The sequence below is a fragment of the Flavobacterium restrictum genome, assembly GCF_007097245.1.
Lineage (GTDB): Bacteria > Bacteroidota > Bacteroidia > Flavobacteriales > Flavobacteriaceae > Flavobacterium > Flavobacterium restrictum.
On the sequence record NZ_VJZT01000001.1, the window covers coordinates 93824 to 113078 of the forward strand.

24 protein-coding genes and 1 tRNA gene are annotated in these 19255 nt (G+C 35.2%); 13 read left to right on the top strand and 12 right to left on the bottom strand.

The features are described from left to right. Positions 1 to 84 precede the first annotated feature (84 nt). On the top strand, positions 85 to 1491 hold the full coding sequence (glmM, locus tag FNW21_RS00415; RefSeq protein ID WP_144254751.1) for a phosphoglucosamine mutase: 1407 nt from the start codon (positions 85 to 87) through the stop codon (positions 1489 to 1491). A 302-nt stretch (positions 1492 to 1793) separates the two neighbouring features. Here glmM and FNW21_RS00420 read toward each other — a convergent pair whose 3' ends face one another. Continuing rightward, positions 1794 to 3281: a glycosyl hydrolase gene (locus FNW21_RS00420; protein ID WP_185963854.1), complete on the bottom strand. Its 1488-nt coding sequence runs from the start codon at positions 3279 to 3281 to the stop codon at positions 1794 to 1796. A gap of 452 nt (positions 3282 to 3733) precedes the next feature. On the opposite strand from FNW21_RS00420, the gene FNW21_RS00425 reads away from it, so the two are divergent. Then, positions 3734 to 5221: an aminotransferase class V-fold PLP-dependent enzyme gene (locus tag FNW21_RS00425; RefSeq protein ID WP_144254753.1), complete on the top strand. Its 1488-nt coding sequence runs from the start codon at positions 3734 to 3736 to the stop codon at positions 5219 to 5221. 488 nt (positions 5222 to 5709) lie between these two features. Here the strand turns inward: FNW21_RS00425 and FNW21_RS00430 are convergent, their stop codons facing one another. Next, complete coding sequence (locus tag FNW21_RS00430; RefSeq protein ID WP_144254754.1) at positions 5710 to 6579, bottom strand: lysophospholipid acyltransferase family protein; 870 nt, start codon at positions 6577 to 6579, stop codon at positions 5710 to 5712. Positions 6580 to 6819: 240 nt separating this feature from the next. Between FNW21_RS00430 and FNW21_RS00435 the strand changes: the two genes are divergently transcribed. Further along, positions 6820 to 7458, top strand: a complete 639-nt coding sequence (locus FNW21_RS00435; protein ID WP_144254755.1) for a rhomboid family intramembrane serine protease — start codon at positions 6820 to 6822, stop codon at positions 7456 to 7458. 51 nt (positions 7459 to 7509) lie between these two features. After that, positions 7510 to 8193, top strand: a complete 684-nt coding sequence (locus FNW21_RS00440; protein ID WP_144254756.1) for an SIMPL domain-containing protein — start codon at positions 7510 to 7512, stop codon at positions 8191 to 8193. A gap of 52 nt (positions 8194 to 8245) precedes the next feature. Here FNW21_RS00440 and FNW21_RS00445 read toward each other — a convergent pair. The 5 genes from FNW21_RS00445 to FNW21_RS00465 form a co-directional block, all read right to left on the bottom strand. Continuing rightward, positions 8246 to 8326, bottom strand: a tRNA-Tyr gene (locus tag FNW21_RS00445). A gap of 175 nt (positions 8327 to 8501) precedes the next feature. Next, positions 8502 to 8906, bottom strand: coding sequence for a TlpA family protein disulfide reductase (locus FNW21_RS00450; RefSeq protein ID WP_144254757.1), 405 nt, complete (start codon positions 8904 to 8906; stop codon positions 8502 to 8504). Continuing rightward, the gene (locus tag FNW21_RS00455) at positions 8907 to 9650 is read right to left on the bottom strand and encodes a DUF4369 domain-containing protein (RefSeq protein ID WP_144254758.1); all 744 of its coding nucleotides are present in this window, start codon (positions 9648 to 9650) and stop codon (positions 8907 to 8909) included. Positions 9651 to 9812: 162 nt separating this feature from the next. Next, on the bottom strand, positions 9813 to 10253 hold the full coding sequence (locus FNW21_RS00460) for a KTSC domain-containing protein (protein WP_144254759.1): 441 nt from the start codon (positions 10251 to 10253) through the stop codon (positions 9813 to 9815). Positions 10254 to 10407: 154 nt separating this feature from the next. After that, on the bottom strand, positions 10408 to 10653 hold the full coding sequence (locus FNW21_RS00465; RefSeq protein ID WP_144254760.1) for a hypothetical protein: 246 nt from the start codon (positions 10651 to 10653) through the stop codon (positions 10408 to 10410). 106 nt (positions 10654 to 10759) lie between these two features. On the opposite strand from FNW21_RS00465, the gene FNW21_RS00470 reads away from it, so the two are divergent. The 6 genes from FNW21_RS00470 to FNW21_RS00495 are packed head-to-tail and all read left to right on the top strand — an operon-like array spanning position 10760 to position 13353. Further along, entirely contained in the window at positions 10760 to 11305 is a 546-nt protein-coding gene (locus tag FNW21_RS00470) for a hypothetical protein (protein WP_144254761.1), read from the top strand. Continuing rightward, positions 11302 to 11454 (top strand): hypothetical protein, encoded by a 153-nt coding sequence (locus FNW21_RS00475; protein ID WP_144254762.1) that lies wholly within the window; start codon positions 11302 to 11304, stop codon positions 11452 to 11454. The genes FNW21_RS00470 and FNW21_RS00475 overlap by 4 nt, the downstream gene beginning before the upstream one ends. A 7-nt stretch (positions 11455 to 11461) precedes the next feature. Then, positions 11462 to 11686 carry a hypothetical protein gene (locus tag FNW21_RS00480; protein WP_144254763.1) on the top strand — a complete coding sequence of 75 codons (225 nt, stop codon included), beginning with the start codon at positions 11462 to 11464 and terminating at the stop codon, positions 11684 to 11686. Beyond that, on the top strand, positions 11679 to 12065 hold the full coding sequence (locus tag FNW21_RS00485; protein ID WP_144254764.1) for a YchJ family protein: 387 nt from the start codon (positions 11679 to 11681) through the stop codon (positions 12063 to 12065). Before FNW21_RS00480 ends, FNW21_RS00485 begins: the two co-directional genes overlap by 8 nt. A 48-nt stretch (positions 12066 to 12113) precedes the next feature. Then, complete coding sequence (locus tag FNW21_RS00490; RefSeq protein WP_144254765.1) at positions 12114 to 12905, top strand: META domain-containing protein; 792 nt, start codon at positions 12114 to 12116, stop codon at positions 12903 to 12905. A 55-nt stretch (positions 12906 to 12960) separates the two neighbouring features. Next, positions 12961 to 13353 carry an energy transducer TonB gene (locus tag FNW21_RS00495; protein WP_144254766.1) on the top strand — a complete coding sequence of 131 codons (393 nt, stop codon included), beginning with the start codon at positions 12961 to 12963 and terminating at the stop codon, positions 13351 to 13353. Positions 13354 to 13444: 91 nt separating this feature from the next. Here the strand turns inward: FNW21_RS00495 and FNW21_RS16645 are convergent, their stop codons facing one another. The 3 genes from FNW21_RS16645 to FNW21_RS00505 are packed head-to-tail and all read right to left on the bottom strand — an operon-like array spanning position 13445 to position 16226. Continuing rightward, the gene (locus FNW21_RS16645) at positions 13445 to 13573 is read right to left on the bottom strand and encodes a hypothetical protein (RefSeq protein ID WP_262710607.1); all 129 of its coding nucleotides are present in this window, start codon (positions 13571 to 13573) and stop codon (positions 13445 to 13447) included. Between the two features lie 58 nt (positions 13574 to 13631). After that, entirely contained in the window at positions 13632 to 14054 is a 423-nt protein-coding gene (locus FNW21_RS00500) for a thiol-disulfide oxidoreductase DCC family protein (protein WP_144254767.1), read from the bottom strand. Positions 14055 to 14060: 6 nt separating this feature from the next. Beyond that, positions 14061 to 16226: an endonuclease MutS2 gene (locus FNW21_RS00505; RefSeq protein WP_144254768.1), complete on the bottom strand. Its 2166-nt coding sequence runs from the start codon at positions 16224 to 16226 to the stop codon at positions 14061 to 14063. An 87-nt stretch (positions 16227 to 16313) separates the two neighbouring features. On the opposite strand from FNW21_RS00505, the gene FNW21_RS00510 reads away from it, so the two are divergent. The 3 genes from FNW21_RS00510 (at position 16314) to ung (ending at position 17632) form a co-directional block, all read left to right on the top strand. After that, the gene (locus tag FNW21_RS00510) at positions 16314 to 16604 is read left to right on the top strand and encodes a nucleotidyltransferase family protein (RefSeq protein WP_144254769.1); all 291 of its coding nucleotides are present in this window, start codon (positions 16314 to 16316) and stop codon (positions 16602 to 16604) included. Positions 16605 to 16715: 111 nt separating this feature from the next. Beyond that, positions 16716 to 16958, top strand: coding sequence for a HepT-like ribonuclease domain-containing protein (locus tag FNW21_RS00515; RefSeq protein ID WP_144254770.1), 243 nt, complete (start codon positions 16716 to 16718; stop codon positions 16956 to 16958). A 2-nt stretch (positions 16959 to 16960) separates the two neighbouring features. Further along, positions 16961 to 17632, top strand: a complete 672-nt coding sequence (ung, locus tag FNW21_RS00520; protein ID WP_144254771.1) for a uracil-DNA glycosylase — start codon at positions 16961 to 16963, stop codon at positions 17630 to 17632. Here the strand turns inward: ung and FNW21_RS00525 are convergent. Next, positions 17629 to 18015: a DUF4258 domain-containing protein gene (locus tag FNW21_RS00525; RefSeq protein ID WP_144254772.1), complete on the bottom strand. Its 387-nt coding sequence runs from the start codon at positions 18013 to 18015 to the stop codon at positions 17629 to 17631. The two genes, ung and FNW21_RS00525, sit on opposite strands and share 4 nt — an antisense overlap. A 33-nt stretch (positions 18016 to 18048) precedes the next feature. Further along, positions 18049 to 19245: an alanine dehydrogenase gene (locus FNW21_RS00530; protein ID WP_144254773.1), complete on the bottom strand. Its 1197-nt coding sequence runs from the start codon at positions 19243 to 19245 to the stop codon at positions 18049 to 18051. Positions 19246 to 19255 lie beyond the last annotated feature (10 nt).

A 19255-nucleotide genomic window follows, 5' to 3' on the forward strand; every position in this document is an offset into this window, starting at 1 on the left:
TTAATTTTTGAAAACTAGTTTGATAAGTTTTAGGCCACTTCATTAACTTTTTTATATTTGTAGTAAATAACCAAAATTGAACAAATGACTTTAATAAAATCGATTTCAGGAATTCGAGGAACAATAGGAGGAAAAGTAGGCAATAACTTGACGCCAGTCGATGCTGTAAAATTTGCATCGGCCTACGGGACTTGGTTAAAGGGTCAAGAGCCAAAAATCAAAAGCGATGCACCCCGAAAATTCAAAGTTGTAGTGGGACGCGATGCGCGAATTTCAGGACCTATGATTCATAATTTAGTGGTGAATACCTTGATTGGTTTAGGCATAGATGTCATTGATTTGGGACTTTCGACCACACCAACGGTTGAAATTGCTGTTCCGTTAGAAAATGCTGATGGTGGTATAATTCTTACTGCTTCTCACAACCCAAAACAATGGAATGCGTTGAAATTACTCAACGAAAAAGGAGAATTTTTGAATGGTATCGAAGGCGTAAAAATATTGCAAATTGCCGAAGCCGAAGCATTTGATTTTTCGGATGTGGATAGTTTGGGCGAAATTACCCAAAACGATGCCTATATGGATATTCATATCGACGAAGTTTTGAACCTGCCTTTGGTGGATATCAAAGCGGTAAAAGCGGCCAAATTCAAAGTGGTAGTAGATGGCGTAAATTCGTCAGGAGGGATTATTATCCCAAAATTACTTGAATTAATGGGGGTTGAAGTAGTTAAATTGTACTGTGAACCCAACGGTCATTTTCCTCATAATCCAGAGCCTTTAAAAGAGCATTTAACGGATATTTCATTATTGGTTGTCCAAGAAAAAGCCCATTTGGGAGTGGTTGTAGATCCTGATGTGGATCGTTTGGCTTTTATTTGCGAAGACGGCGAAATGTTTGGAGAGGAATACACGCTGGTTGCTTGTGCGGATTATGTATTGAGCAAAACACCAGGAAGTACGGTATCTAATATGTCCTCCTCCCGAGCCTTGCGTGATGTAACGCTTACGCATAATGGCACGTACGAAGCCAGCGCAGTAGGCGAGGTGAATGTAGTCGATTTGATGAAAAAGAATCATGCCATAATTGGTGGCGAAGGAAATGGCGGTATCATTTATCCGGAATCCCATTATGGACGCGATAGTTTGGTAGGTGTGGCGTTGTTTTTGACGCATTTGGCCAATAAAAAAATGACTGTTTCGGCATTGCGCGCTTCGTATCCTGAATATTATATGAGCAAAAACAAAATTGAGTTGACGCCCCAAATTGATGTTGATGCCATTCTTGTTGCCATGACGGAGAAATATAAAAACGAAGATATTACAACTATTGATGGCGTGAAAATTGACTTTGCCCAGAATTGGGTTCACTTAAGAAAATCAAATACGGAACCTATTATTCGTATTTATACCGAAGCCGCCTCACAACAACTCGCCGATGAGTTAGCATTACGAATTATAGACGAAATAAAAACAGTGGCTGGGATTTAAACAGGGCGTTCGCTTTTAAAACAATTGTTAATAAAAAAAGAAAATACACCACTCATTGCTTCGCCTGTTCGCTATCGCTCGGGTCACATATTTTAAAACCAAAATAATGCTGTTTGATTGCACAAATTCAAAAATCAGTGTCAATTTAATTCCTTTTAAGTTATTGAAATCTGTGAATCTGTGGCAGTCTTTTTAAAAGCGAATGCCCAGGGATTTAAAGTCCTAAATTAGTTCCAAATTTTAAAACCCTTTCCATCTAGAATTTGATCGAAAGGGTTTTATTTTTTACAAAAATCAAATAATTATTGTTTAATAATCTTGACTGTTTTTGTAATATTTCCATAACTAACCGTTACCGCGTAAACGCCACTTGCGAGTTTGCTACCTATTTTTATATCTTGATTGGTAGAAAATGCCTCGGATGAATAGCAAACGAGTCCTTTTATATCAACAATTTTTAAATTTATTTTTTCATTCGTGGCAAATTTAATTTTGAAGGTGGCTTCGTTCGAAAAAGGATTCGGGAAAAGTTCAAGTGATGGCGTTGCTGCACCAAAAGTTTCCATTCCTAAAGCAGCTTCATCAGTTGCTTCGATATAATTGAAATTGAAATCGTTAGATTCAAAAATAATTTTTAAATACACTTCACCTTTAGGCAATGCAATTCCGCTAACTACTTTATCGGCATACAGTTGCCAACCTCCAGTTGCTGGAAAAGTTTCATTTTTTTTTACGATAATGCCGTTTACACTAATGTCAAATTTACCTGAAAGTGCTGGAGAAGCTATTCGGAATTTCATATTGTATGAACTTGCATTGGCAACGTTTATCAAGTATTCCGCCCAATCGCCTTCATTGATAAAACATACATTTTGTCCCGTTCCACCGTCAGTGGTGTTTTGTAAACCAGTGCCTTTACGGCGGTAATGCTTGTTGGCGTTGATTTTTCCCGGGATATTGATTTTTTTATCGGAATACGTTGCGTTTATATATTCGATTCCAATTGGTTTTAAAACACCACTTGTTTCGCTTAACAATTGTCCTTCGATCATGTCCGTCCAATTGGCAGGAACTCGACCAGTAAACCACGAATACCTATAAATATCAGGGTCGTTTTCAAAACTAGCAACAATATCTTTTAGAAAACTAGTTTTTTGAGCACTAGTTTGGATGACTCTATTGGCAAATTCGGTTACCCAAATAGGTTTGTTGAATTTTTTAAGCCCATTAGTAACCCCAATAATCGAAGCCGCATAGTGATCATAGGTATGAAAAGCAATATAATCGACCTTACACATTGGGCAAAGTCTAAAAAATTCTTCATGCCAAGCAATGGGACTTTGGTATCCGCCATAATTATCAGGACCATTGTAAGCAGGTGAGGCACTTACAATTTCTAATCCTTTGGCAGCAGCAATTTTTTCGATATTTGGCCATGCATCTACTGCTTCTTGTGGGGTAAGTCTAGCACCGTCATTAAAATTAGGTTCATTAAATGCCAATAAATATTTGGCTCCGGGTTTAATTGTTGCAATAAAAGCAGTTGGGTTTGTGATTTTGCCCCAAGCCATAGGAACAAATTCTACTCCTAGTGAGGCGTAACTTGAATTTACTGCAGCTTCTGGTTCAGGCGACCAATTGTACCACCACGAAACCCCCAGTTTTAGCGCGGTAATATCAGCAACGGAATGAGAGCCATACGCAATACCACGTTTTGGACTTTGGGCAAAAAGGGACGATAAACACGCACTTATAAAAGTAAAAGTGAGTATCAATATTATTTTAAGCATAGCAAATGTGTTTTTTGTGAACATCAAAAGTAAACCATCTTCAACGGAATGTGCTAACAATTTTTCACTACAAAAACACATCAAATCACTTGTTTTTGGTCTTTTTTGGCTAATGAATATAAGTGTTGTATGTAGCTTTAATTCTTTGTGATTAGGTGAACGACAAATTCTATTTAGTACTTGAATACACTTTTTTAAAATATAAGACTTTTATATTTTTTATACCCTTCAGGGCATTAAGGATGTTGTTTACTATTGGTTTTATTCATTTATAAAAAACCAAAATCTTAGTTATCAAACTTATACGACCTTAAATGCTTTTTAGGATGAATGATTTTGTGATACTTTTTTTTAGATTAAAAAAAGATCCAATTTTTGGAGCATCCTTTGTTCATCTCAAAATAATAAAATTCAAATAAAAGGAATATCTTTGACCACAAATCAGTAAAATAATGACTCAAAAGCAATCGCCAACCCCATTAGAACAGTACTTTCAGCAGTTCAGGCAACATATAATAGGAATCAATCAAGAGTTTGAATCGCCTTATGGCAACCAACAAATGGTGTATACGGATTGGACTGCAAGTGGTCGTTTATACCGCCCTATTGAAGAGAAATTGATGAATGAATTTGGGCCATTTGTAGCCAATACCCATACCGAAACGACTGTTTCTGGAACGGCAATGACCAAAGCCTACCATCAGGCTCGAAAAATTATAAAAAACCATGTAAATGCGACGTCCAATGATGTTTTAATTACCGATGGAACAGGAATGACGGGCGTTGTAAACAAGTTTCAACGCATTTTAGGACTGAAAATTCCCGAAAATCTCAAAGAGTACATTACCATTCCCATCGAGAAAAAACCGGTGGTATTTATTTCGCACATGGAACATCATTCCAATCAAACGTCTTGGCTGGAGACCATTGCGGATGTTGAGGTAATTCCCGCTTGTGAAGAGGGACTTTTTAGTCTAGAAAATTTAGCCCTTTTATTAGAAAAATATAAAAACCGTACCTATAAAATTGCTTCCATAACGTCCTGTTCGAATGTTACTGGAATTCGTACCCCATATCATGAAGCCGCTCAATTAATGCACCGTCATAACGGCGTTTGTTTTGTGGATTTTGCTTGTTCTGGCCCGTATGTAACCATTGATATGCACCCCGAGGATCCAGAATCGTATTTGGATGCCATTTTCTTTTCGCCACATAAATTTTTGGGTGGTCCAGGAACTTCTGGCGTATTGGTTTTTAATAAAAAATTGTATCACAATATGGTTCCTGATTGTCCTGGTGGCGGTACCGTTTCGTGGACAAATCCATGGGGCGAACACCAGTATATTGATAATATTGAAGATAGGGAAGATGGCGGAACACCCGGATTTCTTCAGGTTATAAAAACGGCTTTGGCGATTCAGCTCAAAGAGAAAATGGGAGTTACCAATATCTTGCAACGCGAACATGAAATTGTAACCTACGCATTTCAAGCGTTAGAAAATAGTGCCAATATCAAGATTTTGGCAAGTCAACACCGCAATCGATTGGGGGTGATTTCATTTTTTATAGAGGACTTGCATTTTAATTTAGGAGTGAAATTACTCAATGATAAATTTGGAATTCAAACCCGAGGTGGTTGTAGTTGTGCCGGAACCTACGGGCATTTTCTTTTGCATGTAAATCAAGAAACGTCTCACCAATTAATCGACGAAATTTCACTTGGCGATTTACTCCGAAAACCAGGTTGGATTCGCATGTCTATTCATCCTACCACAACCACTGCCGAAATAGCAATGGTTTGCAACGGAATACAAGCAATGGCACAAAACCATAAAACATGGGCTTTGGATTATAATTACGATCCTATCACGAACGAATTTGTTCATAAAGCGGCGCAACCATTAGAAGATGAGTTGGTCAAAAATTGGTTTTCGGTTTAAAATGATATAAAAGGATTCAAAATGATGTTTTTTGAATTCTTTTTTTATTAGTTAGTTTTTGAATTTATTGTGATGCAGCAGCTTTAATTATTTTGTACGGTTACAAAACGAAAGTGGTATTTTATTTAGATTTTATTATTGTTTTCTGTTGTTTTGTTTACACGTATCGTTCCTACGGAACTCTCTGAATACCTTATCTATTTACCCCGAACTAAAGTTCGGGGCTACAAATACACTGTTCCTATGGAACTCTTACCCAAAGAGCCGAAGGGCTCGTCAGATATTGTAGGGATGGACTTTAGTCCGTCCGTCTTTAAGGGGATATTTAAAAGTGCCGTAGGAACGGTCAATAATTATACGCAAAATAATTGATACCCTAATTTTTTGCAATTCCTATTGTTTTAGAATAGGGTAATTTTGTTATAAAGCCAAAAAAAACGCTACAAGTAGTTAGCGTTTTTTGGGATAAATTACAATCAACAAAAAAATTATCTTTTGTGTTTCCAGCGTTTGTGGGTCCAAAAATAATATTCAGGTGCTTCTAGGATTTGTTTTTCTACTTCGTGAATGAACTTTTTTGTAATTTCAAATTGGGGGATTTCTTTTGGATTATCGGCAATGGGAACAAAAGTAGCTTCATAAAAACCTCTTTTTATCTTTTTTACTTTTACAAAAAGAAGGTCTAAATCATATCTTTTGGCAAGCATTTCGGCACCGGTATGAACGGGGACTTCAATACCCATGAATGAATCCCAATGAAAAGCGCGGTCTAATTTGGGGGATTGATCACTCGCCAATCCGTAAATACAAAGCTTTCCTTCTTCTTGGTTTTTTTTTATCGTTGGGATGGCTTGTCTGGTTTCGACCAATTCAGCTTTGTATTTAGATCGAATATCGTGAACTAATTTATCAAAATACCTATTGGTAATTTTCTTGTACACACCAATTCCATTGAATTTTGTCTTTTCATTCAGCGTCAACAACCATTCCCAACTGGCGTAATGTGAGGCTAATAAAATGATACTTTTGTCTTTTTGTTCGTATTCTTTTACCAATTCAATGTTGGTTATTACAAAACGTTTGCTCATTTCTTCGGGAGAAATGGACATCGTTTTTATCATTTCCAGAAACATATCGCACAAATGGTGGTAGAATTTCTTTTCGATAACCAGCTGTTCTTGGGTGGAGAGATTTGGCAAAGCCAATGCTAGATTGTCCCGAACCGTTTTTTTTCGATAGCCAATAAGGTAGTAAACGATTAAGTACACAAAATCCGAAAACCAATAAAAAATCCGAAAAGGAAGGATAGAAATTACCCAGAGTAATGGAAATGCTAAAATAAAAATAAGTAATTGCATGCAGTTATTTTTGATGCAAATATAAGGTAAGTAAGTTGAAAGTTTTAATGTCGTAAAGTCAAAAGAAGCACTATTGTCAATAATAGTTCAAAATCAATCTATTACTCCATTTCATCTAATTTTTAAAACACGTCGTCATGCGATGATTGTTACTTAAAACAAATAGTGATTAAATTTTGGATGCACTTACTAACTGTATTTGAGAATGACTATCTTTACAATTCACATTAATAATGCGTTATGAACACCATTTTGATTGCCATTATTGTAGCCAATGTTTTATTTAGTTACAAGGGATTTAATGATCTTGCCTTTTTTAGAAAATACCAATTTCATGTAGGTAGTATTCGAGCGGGAGAACAAATTAGGATGTTGTCCTCGGGTTTTCTTCATGCGGATATGTCGCATTTGCTTTTTAACATGCTTACTTTGTACTTTTTTGCGCCCGTAGTTACGGCGTATTTAGGCGATTTTTCTTTGATTTTAATCTATTTTGGGAGTTTAATTTTTGGTAGTTTATTGACACTGTTTTTTCACAAGGATAATTATAATTACTGCGCTGTTGGTGCTTCGGGAGCTGTTACGGGTGTGTTGTATTCGGCTATATTGTTGCAACCGGATATGATGATTGGAATCTTTTTTGTGATTCCTATACCGGCTTATCTTTTTGGAATATTGTATTTGTTGTATTCTATTTATGGCATGAGAGCCAAAAATGACAATATAGGTCATACCGCTCATTTTGGCGGTGCTATTGGCGGGTATTTGATTACACTTGTTCGAGAGCCACAATTGCTTGTTGAACATACCGGAATGGTTGTTCTATTGGCCATCCCAATTGCGGTTCTTTTTGCAATGGAAAAAATGGGAAAATTATAATGGCATAACTTTTGGATACTCGTTATACACTAATTCTAAAACAAATTTAAAATGAAAAAAGCAGTAGCATTTTTAAGCATTCTATTTATTTCGATGGCACAAGCACAGGAAATAAAACAAATTCCTCAAGTTAATGTAAACGGCGAAGGAAAAGTAAAAGTTGTTCCTGATCAAGCGGTCATTCTAGCAACTATTGAGACGAAAGGCAACAACGCCAAAGACGTCAAAAAACAAAATGACCAACAGATAGATGCCGTTTTGAAGGTGATTAAAAAAATGAATTTGGATCCAACCGATTATAGAACACAACGCATTGCTTTGAATCCTATTTTTGATTATGAAAAAAAGAAAACCACTTACAATGCCACGCAAACTATCGAAATTCTTTTGAAAGATTTGTCAAAATACGATGAATTGATGGAAGGTTTAGTGGATCAAGGAATTAATAAAATTGATAATGTCACGTTTCAATCCTCAAAAATGACGCAATACCAATCGGAAGCGAGAAAACTGGCGATGAAGGATGCCAAAATAAAAGCCGAGGATTACGTGTCTGTTTTAGGGCAAAAAGTAGGTCGTGTACTAACGATTACAGATAGTTCACAAAACTATTACCCACAACCAATGTATGCCGCCATGAAAACCATGGATTCCGAAAGCGCACCCCGACAAACCTTGGCAATAGGAGAAATTACCATTGTTGGATCCGTTAGTGTGAATTTTATATTAGAATAAATTAAAATTTTCAGCATAAAAAAAGTCCCGAATGTATCGGGACTTTTTTTTGTGGGGAGAGCAGGATTCGAACCTGCGAAGTTTGCACAGCAGATTTACAGTCTGCCCTCGTTGGCCGCTTGAGTATCTCCCCATGGCCATAACTAGCAGTACTTGTTGTGCTAATCGGGTGCAAATATAGAAACTGTTTTGATGTTTCCAAACTATAATGGAACTTAATTTTGCTATTATTTTTAATGTGTTGGTATTGAATAAAATAAAAAAATCTCCACTAGGGAGATTTTTTATAGTATTTACTTTTAACGCTGTTATTTTGCCAAAAGCTCGATTATTTTAGCTTTTAATGCATCGCCTCTTAAATCTTGTGCCACTATATTTCCAGATTGATCTAGAATAAAAGTGGCAGGAATAGACTCTACTTTATATTGTATGGCAATAGGTTCGTCCCAAAATTTTAAATGCGAAACTTGCGTCCAAACAAGACCATCTTTGGCAATAGCTTCTTTCCAGGCTTTGGCCTCTTTATCCAGAGAAACTCCAACGATATTCAACCCTTTTGCATGTAACTCTTTGTAAATAGCCACAACATTTGGGTTTTCCTTGCGACAAGGACCACACCAAGAAGCCCAAAAATCAACGATGGTAACTTTGCCTAGACTTTCTTTCAGCGACACTATTTTACCTTGCGGATTAGGTGCCGAAAAATCAGTTATTCATTTAGCTGGAGCGGCTGGAGCAGTAGCACCAACAGCTGGAGATTTCATTTCGGTAAGTTTTGCTTTGATAGCTTTACCTGGTTTTGTGTTTTTTAAGGACTCATCTAAACCATTAAACAAGGCTTCTGATTTTTTAATATCAGTAGAAGGATCGTTTAACATCCCTTGAATGATCAATGCTGTAATGAATGATTTTGGATGTGATTCGGCGTAAGTTAAATATTTAGCTTTTGAAGCCACATTTACATCTTGTTGAATTTTCATGAATTCTTTCATCAAACCATTAATTACTACTGTATCTTTTGCAGCTTGAGCAGTATTCATTTTTTGAGTATTGGCTGTTTGAAAGTCAATCAACGCTTTTTGAACTTTAGTAATTTCTACATTAAAAGCAACGTATTCATCATTACTGTATGTTCCTGAAATTTTAGATTTTTGAATAGTATCTTTGTTGATTACGATATCAATAGTTCCGTTTTCAAGAATAAAAGGTACTTTTCCTTGAATTCCTTCCACTTGCAACATGTGAAACGAAGGTTCCAACGCTTTTCCTTTGATTTCAAATTTACCGTTTTCTACTTTTACAGTATCTACAGCGATTATTCCTTTTTCATCTTGCGTTTCCATGATGATAGTTTTACCGTTTTCAATTCCTTTAGCGGTTCCTGAAATGGTATATTTGTCTTTGTTACATGAGGTAAAAACTACCGCAGCGGTTAGTAATAAAACGATTTTTTTCATTTTTTTAATTTAGTTATTTGATTTTAGATTGCAAAAGTATTTAATTTTATAAAGTACACATACTATTATACCCTAAATTTTTGTTATAATTTTTATTTCTTTTTTAGCAACAAAAAAGCACTCTATATATAAGAGTGCTTTGAAGTATGACATTGATGAAAATTAATCTTGATTGATTGTTTTTCTCCAAGTAAAAGAATTTAGAATGTGTCTCTTGGCAAATCTCCCTGGAGAATCGGCATTGACCATTTTTACGTAAGTTGCTTTTGGTACACTGATGTATTCGTACACACTTCCGTTAGAAAAATTGATGATCAATCTTCCCTCAACAAATTTGTAATCCGTAATTGTTGATGTAGAAATGGTTTCCGTATATTCAGGTAAGTTTTGTTTAATGGTTTCAGGATTAATACTTACCAAAAAATGATACGCTTCAATAATTTTTTTACTGTTCTCTTCGGCAACTTTTAAACCAGCTTCGTCTCCTTGAAATTTATCAGGATGCGCTTCTTTCATTGCGTTACGATAGATTGTTTTTAAATCTTTTAGCTCTGCAGTTTTTTCTACATTTAGCAGTTTGCGGTATTCAACTATTTTTTTCATAAAGATGTAACTACTTGTCTTTTAATATAAAATCGACAAATTTTTTGCAAAGGTACACTTTTTTTTAAGTTTTTGGTTTAGGACTAAAAAAAAATCAAAAAAACAATGCGCTTTTTTGATTTTTAAGGAGATTTGAGTAGTGTTTTTTTGAACTTTATTGTTGCGGTTTGTTGTTGGCTTTGTCAAAGTTTTTTGACTTTTTGGGATATTTGCCATAACTAATATCACTAGGATTTTCGATAATTGATTTGATGGTAATAAAATCGCCAAGAGCATGATTTAGAGCCATTTTGTAGTCTAAAAGATATTCTCCACAAAAAAAGTTTTGCTGCTCATCTTGTTCCATAATACCTGTAAAAACGCCTTTTTGTAACATTTTTTCTTGGTCTGACTTGGTCATAATTTGTATTGTTTAAAATTAGATGTTGCAAAGTTACTAAATTATTGGCGGTATTGAATTGTCTACAAGAGTTTCGTGGCAATCAATTTCTACTTACCTTTGTTCGATGGAAAAAATGTTTCGACCGAGTCCTAAATCGTTCCAGAATACGTTTTGCGTTTTCAACGAAGTGCTTCCTAGTGCAATTCAAGGTTTGACCGTGCAATATAATAGCAAATCAGGCAGTAAATATTATTATACCCAAGACGGAATGTACCGTTTATCGCACCATTGGGGACGTTTGGCCAATAGCAAATGGCGTTTAGAACCTTTGGAAACCCAAACCGAAACGAAATTTAAGTTGGGTTTTGCTGCTTGGAAGGATTTTTATCCTGATAACAATGACGAGGAATTGTATTATTTAGAAGCCAATTATAGCAATAAAACGGTGCAATACCAACATAGAAACAATCCCAATTACGACTCAAAAGCGGTATTGCGAACCAGTTTTGAAACAACCAAAAGAATCAAGCAAATCCGAAATATATTCAACCTGACGTCATGGGCAAAATATTTTGATTACAATGATTTAGATGTTTTACGTCGCCAAATTATAAGGGAACTGATTTTTACCAACACCACTTTAGAAGAAATAAAAAGAGCAATATCATGAGCCGAAACAACGAAGGAAATATCAAAAAACACAACGATAAGCTGCACAAAGCCCAAGACAAAGCCAAGAAAGCAGCAATGGATCGCAAAGAAAGACTAAAGCAAATTACTAAAAAATTCAATGAAGACAAAGCTTCAGGAAATAATTAATTAGAAAATGAGAGCAAACCAATTTGAAGATTTAAAGCATAAAGTACAAGAAATTATTGATTTAATTGCCAGCAAAGACAACAAAGCTGCCAACAATAAATTGCTAGAAGTTAGTGAAGCATTGGACGAATTACTAGACTATTCGGATGAAGATGAAGACTTGCGAGAGATTAGTAAATACCAAGTCTTATTGAACCAATTGTTTCAAAAAATAAATCCCCAAAATGAGTAATGAGGCACAGTGTTATTGCGGATCGGAGTTGGATTTTCAGGAATGTTGCGAGAAATACATCCTTGGATACGAAACTGCTCCTTCGGCATTATCCTTAATGAAATCAAGGTATGCTGCGTATGCTACTCAAAATGTAGCGTACTTAATGAAGACCACACAGGATGCAACACGACGTTTTTATAGTCAGGATGAAATTCTAAAATGGGCTACAGAAAATCAGTGGAAGCGATTGGAAATCATTCATTTTTCGGAAACTATTGTGGCTTTCAAAGCCCATTTTTTGGACTCCCAAAAGCGCATGCAAATTCATAGTGAAAAATCAGTTTTTGTAAAAGAAGATGGACATTGGTTTTATGTTGAAGGTTTTGAATTGGATTAAAAAAATAATTTTGGCACCTTATTTGTTCTAGTTTTTAAAATTATACTCATGAAAAATACTCTTTTATACCTTGTTTTAGTTGTATTTGTTTCTTGTAAATCAACTATACCTGTAGTTCCAGCAGTTCCTAAAACGCAACCAACGGCGGCTTATACACAACAAATAGAATATTTGGAACAAGAAAATTATTTTACTGCAACTGGAAATGAACCAAGTTGGAGTTTAAAAATAGCAGAAAAAGGAATTCAGTTTACGTCGCTTAAACCAGTTTTTGAATCCTTTACAGCGCCTCATGTAACGCCAGAAAGAGCAATGGATGCTAATGTAAAAAGGTATCAAATTGCTATAGCAGCAGGAACAATGACCATTGAAATTTTTCAGCAAGAATGCGAAAATACCATGTCAGGTGCAAAATTACCGCATAGCGTAAAAATTGAAATCACGAAAGGAAAAATTGACAATAGTACTGTTTTTAAAGGTTGCGGGGTATATATCACCGACCCAAGATTGCATGATATTTGGGTTTTAGAAAAAATGAATGGCGAAAACGTGAACAGTACCAAGTTCAAAGGCGCGTTTCCAAACATAGAAATCAATACAATGACCAATCGCTTTTCTGGTTTTGGGGGATGTAATAGCATATCTGGCGGGCTGTTTTTTGAAAACGGGCTCTTGCGATTTACAAATACTATTTCGACCATGATGGCTTGCGAACCTCAAAATAGGGAGAGTGAATTTTTGACTTCACTGCAAAGTACCACTTTCTATAGTATTGAAAACTTGCGTTTGACTTTGAAAAACCAATCTGGAATTGAGTTGATTTTTAAGAAAGTAGATTGACGAAAGGCTCTTTTTAGGTTGTATTTTTGAAACCAAATTATAAAAATCGAAAACAATGAAAAAATTAATTGCATTATTACTTCTATTTTATGCTACAGGTGCCTTCTCTCAAAGTGTTGCAACGGATGTGGATAACACAATATACGACATTTCCGTACTTGATGTTAAACCCTCGTTTTCAGAAGGGCAAGAAAAGTTGAATTTTTATATCAACGAAAATGGTTTTGCAGCACAGCCAAAAGAAAAAAGGAATGCAAAATGTTTTGCACTATTTGTAGTCGAAAAGGATGGATCGCTTACGGACATAAAAATTTTGGGTAAAAGCAAAGTTGATGCCCGTAAATCAGAAGGATTGATTGCAATGTTGCAAAGTCTCCCAAAGTGGAATCCTGGAAAACGCAACGGCCAACAAGTTAGAGTGCTTTATGTACTTCCACTAGGAAATTAAAAATAATGCGACAATCTAGTCCTATGCTTTGAAATGATTTTTTTGTCTTTCAGAAATAGTATTTTTAATCTATTTTAAATAAAAAAAGGGCTTATTTTTTCTTTTTATCCGAGTTCATCATGAGTAATACGGCTGCAATCAAACCGATTACTACAAATCCGAAAACAAATACAATAATTATAGAACCGTTATCCCAAGTGTAAAGTGCTGTGTTTTTCATAACTCCTAATTTATATTTCAAAAATAAGAACTTGAAAATCAATTTTTTATGATAAATATCAGGAATTTAAAAATTTGTTTTTTAATTCAGGAGTAGGAATCATACAGCTTTCTTTTTTGCCAAACCAGTGGTATCGGTTTTTGGCAATATAATCGTAAATGCAATTACTTACTTTTTCGGGTATGATTTTGAAAACAGCAGACAAAGTAAATATTCCGCCCAATTCCCTAGCAATTTCAATCGCTGCCGCTGCTTTATAAAAATAAGCAATTCCAGGTTTATAGAGAATTATACTGTCTATTTTTGTTTGGTCAATGCCAATATGTTGGAGTATTTCAAGACCCAAATCCGATTGCAATGCCACAAACCGAAAAACATCTTTTTTGTCCTGCTTGATTATAAATTGCACCGCTGTATCACATAAGTTACACACACCGTCAAAGAGGATTATTTGTTTGTTTTTGGGGAGTTTGTTCCTCATTTAAGCTTACTTTTTTCCAGCTTCTACAAATTCCAAAGCTTCTAAACTCACTTTTGAAGTAAAAACGCCATAATTTACAGTAGCTTTATTTTTTTCAATGCTATCAATGGTTCCTACGGCTTTTCCGTCAAACATTCGTACTCGGTCGCCCACTTTTAGGATAGGTTTTGGTTTCTCAATAACCGGTTTTAATTTTTTCTCTTTCTTGGCGGCACGTATTTCTTCGACATGAACGGTTATTTCTTCAATGACTTCTTTTTTCTTTTCGATAATTGCTTTTGCTTCTTTGGTAGAGGCTTTTTTACGTTTGGAATTTTCGATTTCTATAATTTTCAAAAACTCTCCAATCAAGTCTTTTTTGTTCTTATTATTAAAATATTTTTCGGCAATATCTTCTATTTTTTGACCAATATAAATCGTTTTCTGATTGCTATCGTACAATTCTTGGTAGCTTTCTAGTTTTTGCTTGATTTTGACATTGATATTTTCCATTTTTTTACCTTCTTCTCTGGCTTTGGATTCTTCTTCCTTGAGCGTTTGCGAGGTTTTTTCCATCTTGGAACGCTCTTTTTGAAGTGTTGCAATGGTTTTGTCAAAACGTACTTTACCGGTTTCGATTTTCTTTTTGGCACGATTAATTAAACCAAAAGGGATTCCATTTTTTTGAGCCACTTCAAAGGTAAAGGAACTACCTGCTTGTCCCAACGCCAATTTGTACATGGGTTCCAATGATTTTTCGTCAAAAAGCATGTTGGCATTTTGTGCAAAAGGCAATTCGTTTGCTAGAATTTTGAGATTAGAATAATGAGTCGTTATAATCCCAAAAGCTTCCCGATGGTAAAATTCTTCCAAGAAAATTTCAGCCAAAGCACCGCCCAAATCTGGATCGGAACCTGTACCAAATTCATCGATTAAGAACATGGTTTTGGCATTGCATTTTTTCAAAAAGTAGTTCATGTTTTTTAAGCGGTAACTATAGGTACTTAAATGATTTTCAATAGATTGATTGTCTCCAATATCCGTTAAAATTCTATCAAAAAGGAAGGTTTCGCTTCGTTCGTGTACTGGAATTAGCATGCCGGATTGAAGCATTAATTGGAGTAAACCAACCGTTTTTAACGAAATCGTTTTTCCTCCCGCATTAGGACCAGAAATGACAATAATTCTATTTTCCTGGTTTAACTCGATGGTTTGCGGATGCGTAATTTCGTTTTTTTGTTTGTTATTCAAATACAAAATAGGGTGGAAGGCGTCTCGAAAATACAAGCGTCTATTCTCGGTTATTTCGGGTAAAATTCCGTTGATTCGATTGGCATATTTGGCTTTGGCCGCAATAACATCGATGTCACTTAAAAAATCTTGGTACTGAATCAACAACGGCAAAAACGGACGAATAGCATTCGATAATTGTTTCAGGATTCGAGTAATTTCTTCCTTTTCCTCGTATTCTAAATTGCTTAATTCTCGGGAATACTGCAAGGTTGCTTCGGGTTCAATGTAAGCGATACTTCCCGTTTTGGAACTGCCTAAAATACTGCCTTTTACTTTACGGCGATACATGGCCAAAACTGCCAAAACCCTACGATTTTGTACAAAACTTTCCTTAATATCGTCTAAATAGCCCAATGAATTGTACTGGGTCAAAGCCACTCCAAAACTCTGATTTACTTTGCCACGAACACTATTCATGTTGCGCCGAATATTCAATAAATCAGGTGAAGCATTGTCTTTGATTTCGCCATATTTATCCACAACTTCATCGACCATTGTAATGATATCCTTTGTAAATTCGACTTGTACCGCTCTGGAATTTAGATTGGGATAATAGTCGTCAAATTTTTTGAAGTATTGTAGCAAAAAATTAGTTGTGCCAGAAATGGTGGCAATTTTTCTAAAACTGCCTACTTCTAGGAAACTATCTTCTATGGCAAGAAACCGGATTTCGTGCGTAATAGCATCAAAACCATGATTGGGAATGGCGTTGTTATTCTGGAAAGACGACACATATTCAGATGTTTGCAACAAGGATTGCATCAATGTGCTTTTGTCTCTAAAAGGAGTAATTTCTAGTGCTTTTTGCTTGCCAATATCTGTATTGCAAATTGCCGAAATGGTTTCGAGTACGGTTGGGAATTGTAAATCTTGTAATGTTTTTTCGGTAATGGATATCATTTTCTAGTATAAGTTGCAAAGGTTCAAAGTTACAAAGTTTAAAAGAGCCAAAGCGTTTTGAAACTATAATTTTTTTATCTTTGTTAAATGAAAAAAGAGGAAATAATCAGCATTTTAAAAACAGATAAGCAATTCCTTAAAGATAATTATGGAGTTGAGACTATTGCCTTGTTTGGATCTTATGCAAAAGATTTAGAAAGAGCAGATAGCGATGTTGATTTCATCGTCGAATTCAAAGAACCTTCTTATCGTTTTTTGATGGGTTTGTATTCTTATTTGGAAAATAAATTAAATTCTAAAATTGAAATTGTTAGAAAAGGCCCTCATTTATCGGAACGATTTCTTACTACGATCAAAAATGATTTGATTTATGTGTAATGAAACGTATAAATATTCACTGGAAACAATTACAGATCATATTGCTGTAATTAATAAAAGATTTTCTGAAATTCATAGTTCCATGATTTTATAGCTACTGATTACGGAAAGATGCTTCTGGATTCGATTGTTACAAGACTTCAAGCCATTGGTGAAAATGTAAAAAATATATCAAGAAAACATAACTCATTACAAAATAATTACCCTGAAATTGAGTGGAATATGATTATTAGACTTCGAGATTTTATTTCTCACCACTACGAAATGCTTGATTATGAAATTGTTTATGAAGTATGTGATACTTATTTGCCAAAATTAGAATTGGTTATAAAAACGGAATTAAGCAAACTTTAAAAATGCAACTCAACTTAAACCTTTCTTGGCAAAAATTTTTAGCCACCGAAATTGAAAAACCATATTTTCAAGATTTACTAAAATCAGTTGATGACGAATACCAAAATCATACTTGTTTTCCGCCCGAGGATTTAATTTTTGCTGCTTTTAATTCCTGTTCGTTTCAGGATTTAAAAGTGGTTATCATTGGTCAAGATCCGTATCATGGAGATGGAGAAGCAAATGGTTTGTGCTTTTCGGTAAATGATGGAGTTCGAATTCCACCTTCATTGCGCAATATTTTCAGAGAAATAAATGATGATTTCGATTCGGTTTTCATGCCCACTTCTGGCAATTTAGAGCATTGGTCGAAGCAAGGAATTTTACTTTTGAATGCTTCGTTAACCGTTAGAAAAGACAGTCCAAACAGCCATAAACACTTGGATTGGAACGTTTTTACGGATGCTGTTATTCAAAAAATTTCTGAAGAAAAAGAAAGTATAGTTTTTCTTTTGTGGGGCAATTATGCGCAAAAGAAAGGTGCCAAAATAGACCGAAAAAAACATTTGGTACTGGAATCTGGGCATCCTTCGCCTATGAGTGCCAATCAAGGAAAGTGGTTTGGGAACAAGCATTTTAGTACTACTAATACTTTTTTAGTAGCAAATGACAAAGAGCCTATTGAATGGTTTTAATTATCGTTTGATTTTTTTATAATATCTTCTAAAACCGCTTTTTCGGAATAATTGATGACTTTTAGAGTAATTTCTTGATTCTTGGTAGTTTTGCCATAAATGACATACAATTTTCCGTTTTTTACAGGAATATTACTTTCATCAAAATCAACATCACCCAATTTCAAGGTATTTTTAATATCAGTAGTATCCACCCATTTTTGGGATAAAATCAAGGAAACTTTATCTGAATATTGAAAAGGTTTGTTGCGTAAATCATTAAGAACTCTGGCATTTGGAAAGTAATTGCAACGAGTGTCTTTTCCGCTAAATACGGCAGCTACAAAGAAACTACCCATAATTAATCCTATTAAGTAATACGCAAATCGATATTGAAATTTCATGAATTTTTTTTGCAAAGGTAACTTAAAGTTGTTTTAAAAAACAATTAAATTAATATCGTTATCCGGTAAATCGAACCAATCTCCAATCGCCTTGTTGGTCAGGATTCCGTGATATAGATAGACGCCATGTTTGAGTCCTTTGTTGCAACGAATCGCACTTTCAATCCCACCATCTTCGGCAATTTGTAGTAAATAGGGCGTGAGGATATTGCTTATTGATAAGGAAGCTGTTTTTGAATATCGCGACGGAATATTGGGCACACAATAGTGCAAAACATTACTTTTTATAAAAGTCGGGATTTCATGTGTGGTTACTTCGGAGGTTTCGAAACAACCGCCTGTATCAATACTTACATCAACAATTACAGCTCCTTTTTTCATATGTTCTACCATGGTTTCGGTCACTATAATAGGGCAACGTTCTTTGCCACGCATGGCGCCAATGGCTACATCGCAACGCCGAAGTGCTTTTAATAATGATTTGGGTTGTATCGTAGAAGTAAAAATGCGCTGGTTTAAATTGTTTTGTAATCGACGCAATTTTGTGATTGAATTATCAAAAACTTTTACGTTGGCTCCAAGTCCAATAGCGGTTTTTGCCGCAAATTCGCCCACGGTTCCTGCTCCTAAAATCACAACATCAGTAGGCGCAACACCCGTTATGTTCCCAAAAAGGAGTCCTTTTCCAAATTCATTGGTAATCATTAATTCGGCAGCGATTAATATGGATGCTGTTCCTGCAATTTCGCTCAAGGATTTTACAGCGGGGTAGGAGCCGTCCTCATCTTTGATGTATTCGAAAGCTAATGCGGTAATTTTTTTTCGAGATAAGGCTTCGAAATAGGTCTTTTTTCTTGTTTTTAATTGAATGGCGGATATCAAAATCGATTTAGAATTCATCATTTCGATTTCGGATACCGTAGGTGGTTCAACTTTTAAAATCATGGGGCAACTAAATACTTTGGCAGTATCCTTGGTCACTTCGGCACCTGCATCACTATATTCTTTATCCGAATAACTGGAAGTTTCGCCCGCTCCAGACTCAATCATCACACGATGTCCTTGATAAGTAAGGGAATTTACAGCATCTGGAGTTAAGCAAATGCGGCGTTCCTGATAACTGGTTTCTTTAGGAATCCCAATAAAAAGTTCACTTTTATGTCTTGCTACTTCAAGTTTTTCCTCTTGTGGCATTAATTGTTGCTTGGTGAATGGACTTTTTATTGGCATGAGTTTTTTT

Excerpts from the sequence above, each read along its gene's own strand:
- FNW21_RS00490 (WP_144254765.1), top strand. The coding sequence starts at position 12,114 with ATGAAAAATACTCTTTTATACCTTGTTTTAGTTGTATTTGTTTCTTGT.
- FNW21_RS00505 (WP_144254768.1), bottom strand. The coding sequence starts at position 16,226 with ATGATATCCATTACCGAAAAAACATTACAAGATTTACAATTCCCAACC.
- FNW21_RS00530 (WP_144254773.1), bottom strand. The coding sequence starts at position 19,245 with ATGCCAATAAAAAGTCCATTCACCAAGCAACAATTAATGCCACAAGAG.
- FNW21_RS00465 (WP_144254760.1), bottom strand. The coding sequence starts at position 10,653 with ATGACCAAGTCAGACCAAGAAAAAATGTTACAAAAAGGCGTTTTTACA.
- FNW21_RS00470 (WP_144254761.1), top strand. The coding sequence starts at position 10,760 with ATGGAAAAAATGTTTCGACCGAGTCCTAAATCGTTCCAGAATACGTTT.
- FNW21_RS00440 (WP_144254756.1), top strand. The coding sequence starts at position 7,510 with ATGAAAAAAGCAGTAGCATTTTTAAGCATTCTATTTATTTCGATGGCA.
- FNW21_RS00480 (WP_144254763.1), top strand. The coding sequence starts at position 11,462 with ATGAGAGCAAACCAATTTGAAGATTTAAAGCATAAAGTACAAGAAATT.
- FNW21_RS00485 (WP_144254764.1), top strand. The coding sequence starts at position 11,679 with ATGAGTAATGAGGCACAGTGTTATTGCGGATCGGAGTTGGATTTTCAG.
- FNW21_RS00435 (WP_144254755.1), top strand. The coding sequence starts at position 6,820 with ATGAACACCATTTTGATTGCCATTATTGTAGCCAATGTTTTATTTAGT.
- ung (WP_144254771.1), top strand. The coding sequence starts at position 16,961 with ATGCAACTCAACTTAAACCTTTCTTGGCAAAAATTTTTAGCCACCGAA.
- FNW21_RS00500 (WP_144254767.1), bottom strand. The coding sequence starts at position 14,054 with ATGAGGAACAAACTCCCCAAAAACAAACAAATAATCCTCTTTGACGGT.
- FNW21_RS00455 (WP_144254758.1), bottom strand. The coding sequence starts at position 9,650 with ATGAAAAAAATCGTTTTATTACTAACCGCTGCGGTAGTTTTTACCTCA.
- FNW21_RS00475 (WP_144254762.1), top strand. The coding sequence starts at position 11,302 with ATGAGCCGAAACAACGAAGGAAATATCAAAAAACACAACGATAAGCTG.
- FNW21_RS00425 (WP_144254753.1), top strand. The coding sequence starts at position 3,734 with ATGACTCAAAAGCAATCGCCAACCCCATTAGAACAGTACTTTCAGCAG.
- FNW21_RS00525 (WP_144254772.1), bottom strand. The coding sequence starts at position 18,015 with ATGAAATTTCAATATCGATTTGCGTATTACTTAATAGGATTAATTATG.
- FNW21_RS00510 (WP_144254769.1), top strand. The coding sequence starts at position 16,314 with ATGAAAAAAGAGGAAATAATCAGCATTTTAAAAACAGATAAGCAATTC.
- FNW21_RS00515 (WP_144254770.1), top strand. The coding sequence starts at position 16,716 with ATGCTTCTGGATTCGATTGTTACAAGACTTCAAGCCATTGGTGAAAAT.
- FNW21_RS00420 (WP_185963854.1), bottom strand. The coding sequence starts at position 3,281 with ATGCTTAAAATAATATTGATACTCACTTTTACTTTTATAAGTGCGTGT.
- FNW21_RS00460 (WP_144254759.1), bottom strand. The coding sequence starts at position 10,253 with ATGAAAAAAATAGTTGAATACCGCAAACTGCTAAATGTAGAAAAAACT.
- FNW21_RS00430 (WP_144254754.1), bottom strand. The coding sequence starts at position 6,579 with ATGCAATTACTTATTTTTATTTTAGCATTTCCATTACTCTGGGTAATT.
- glmM (WP_144254751.1), top strand. The coding sequence starts at position 85 with ATGACTTTAATAAAATCGATTTCAGGAATTCGAGGAACAATAGGAGGA.
- FNW21_RS00495 (WP_144254766.1), top strand. The coding sequence starts at position 12,961 with ATGAAAAAATTAATTGCATTATTACTTCTATTTTATGCTACAGGTGCC.
- FNW21_RS16645 (WP_262710607.1), bottom strand. The coding sequence starts at position 13,573 with ATGAAAAACACAGCACTTTACACTTGGGATAACGGTTCTATAATTATT.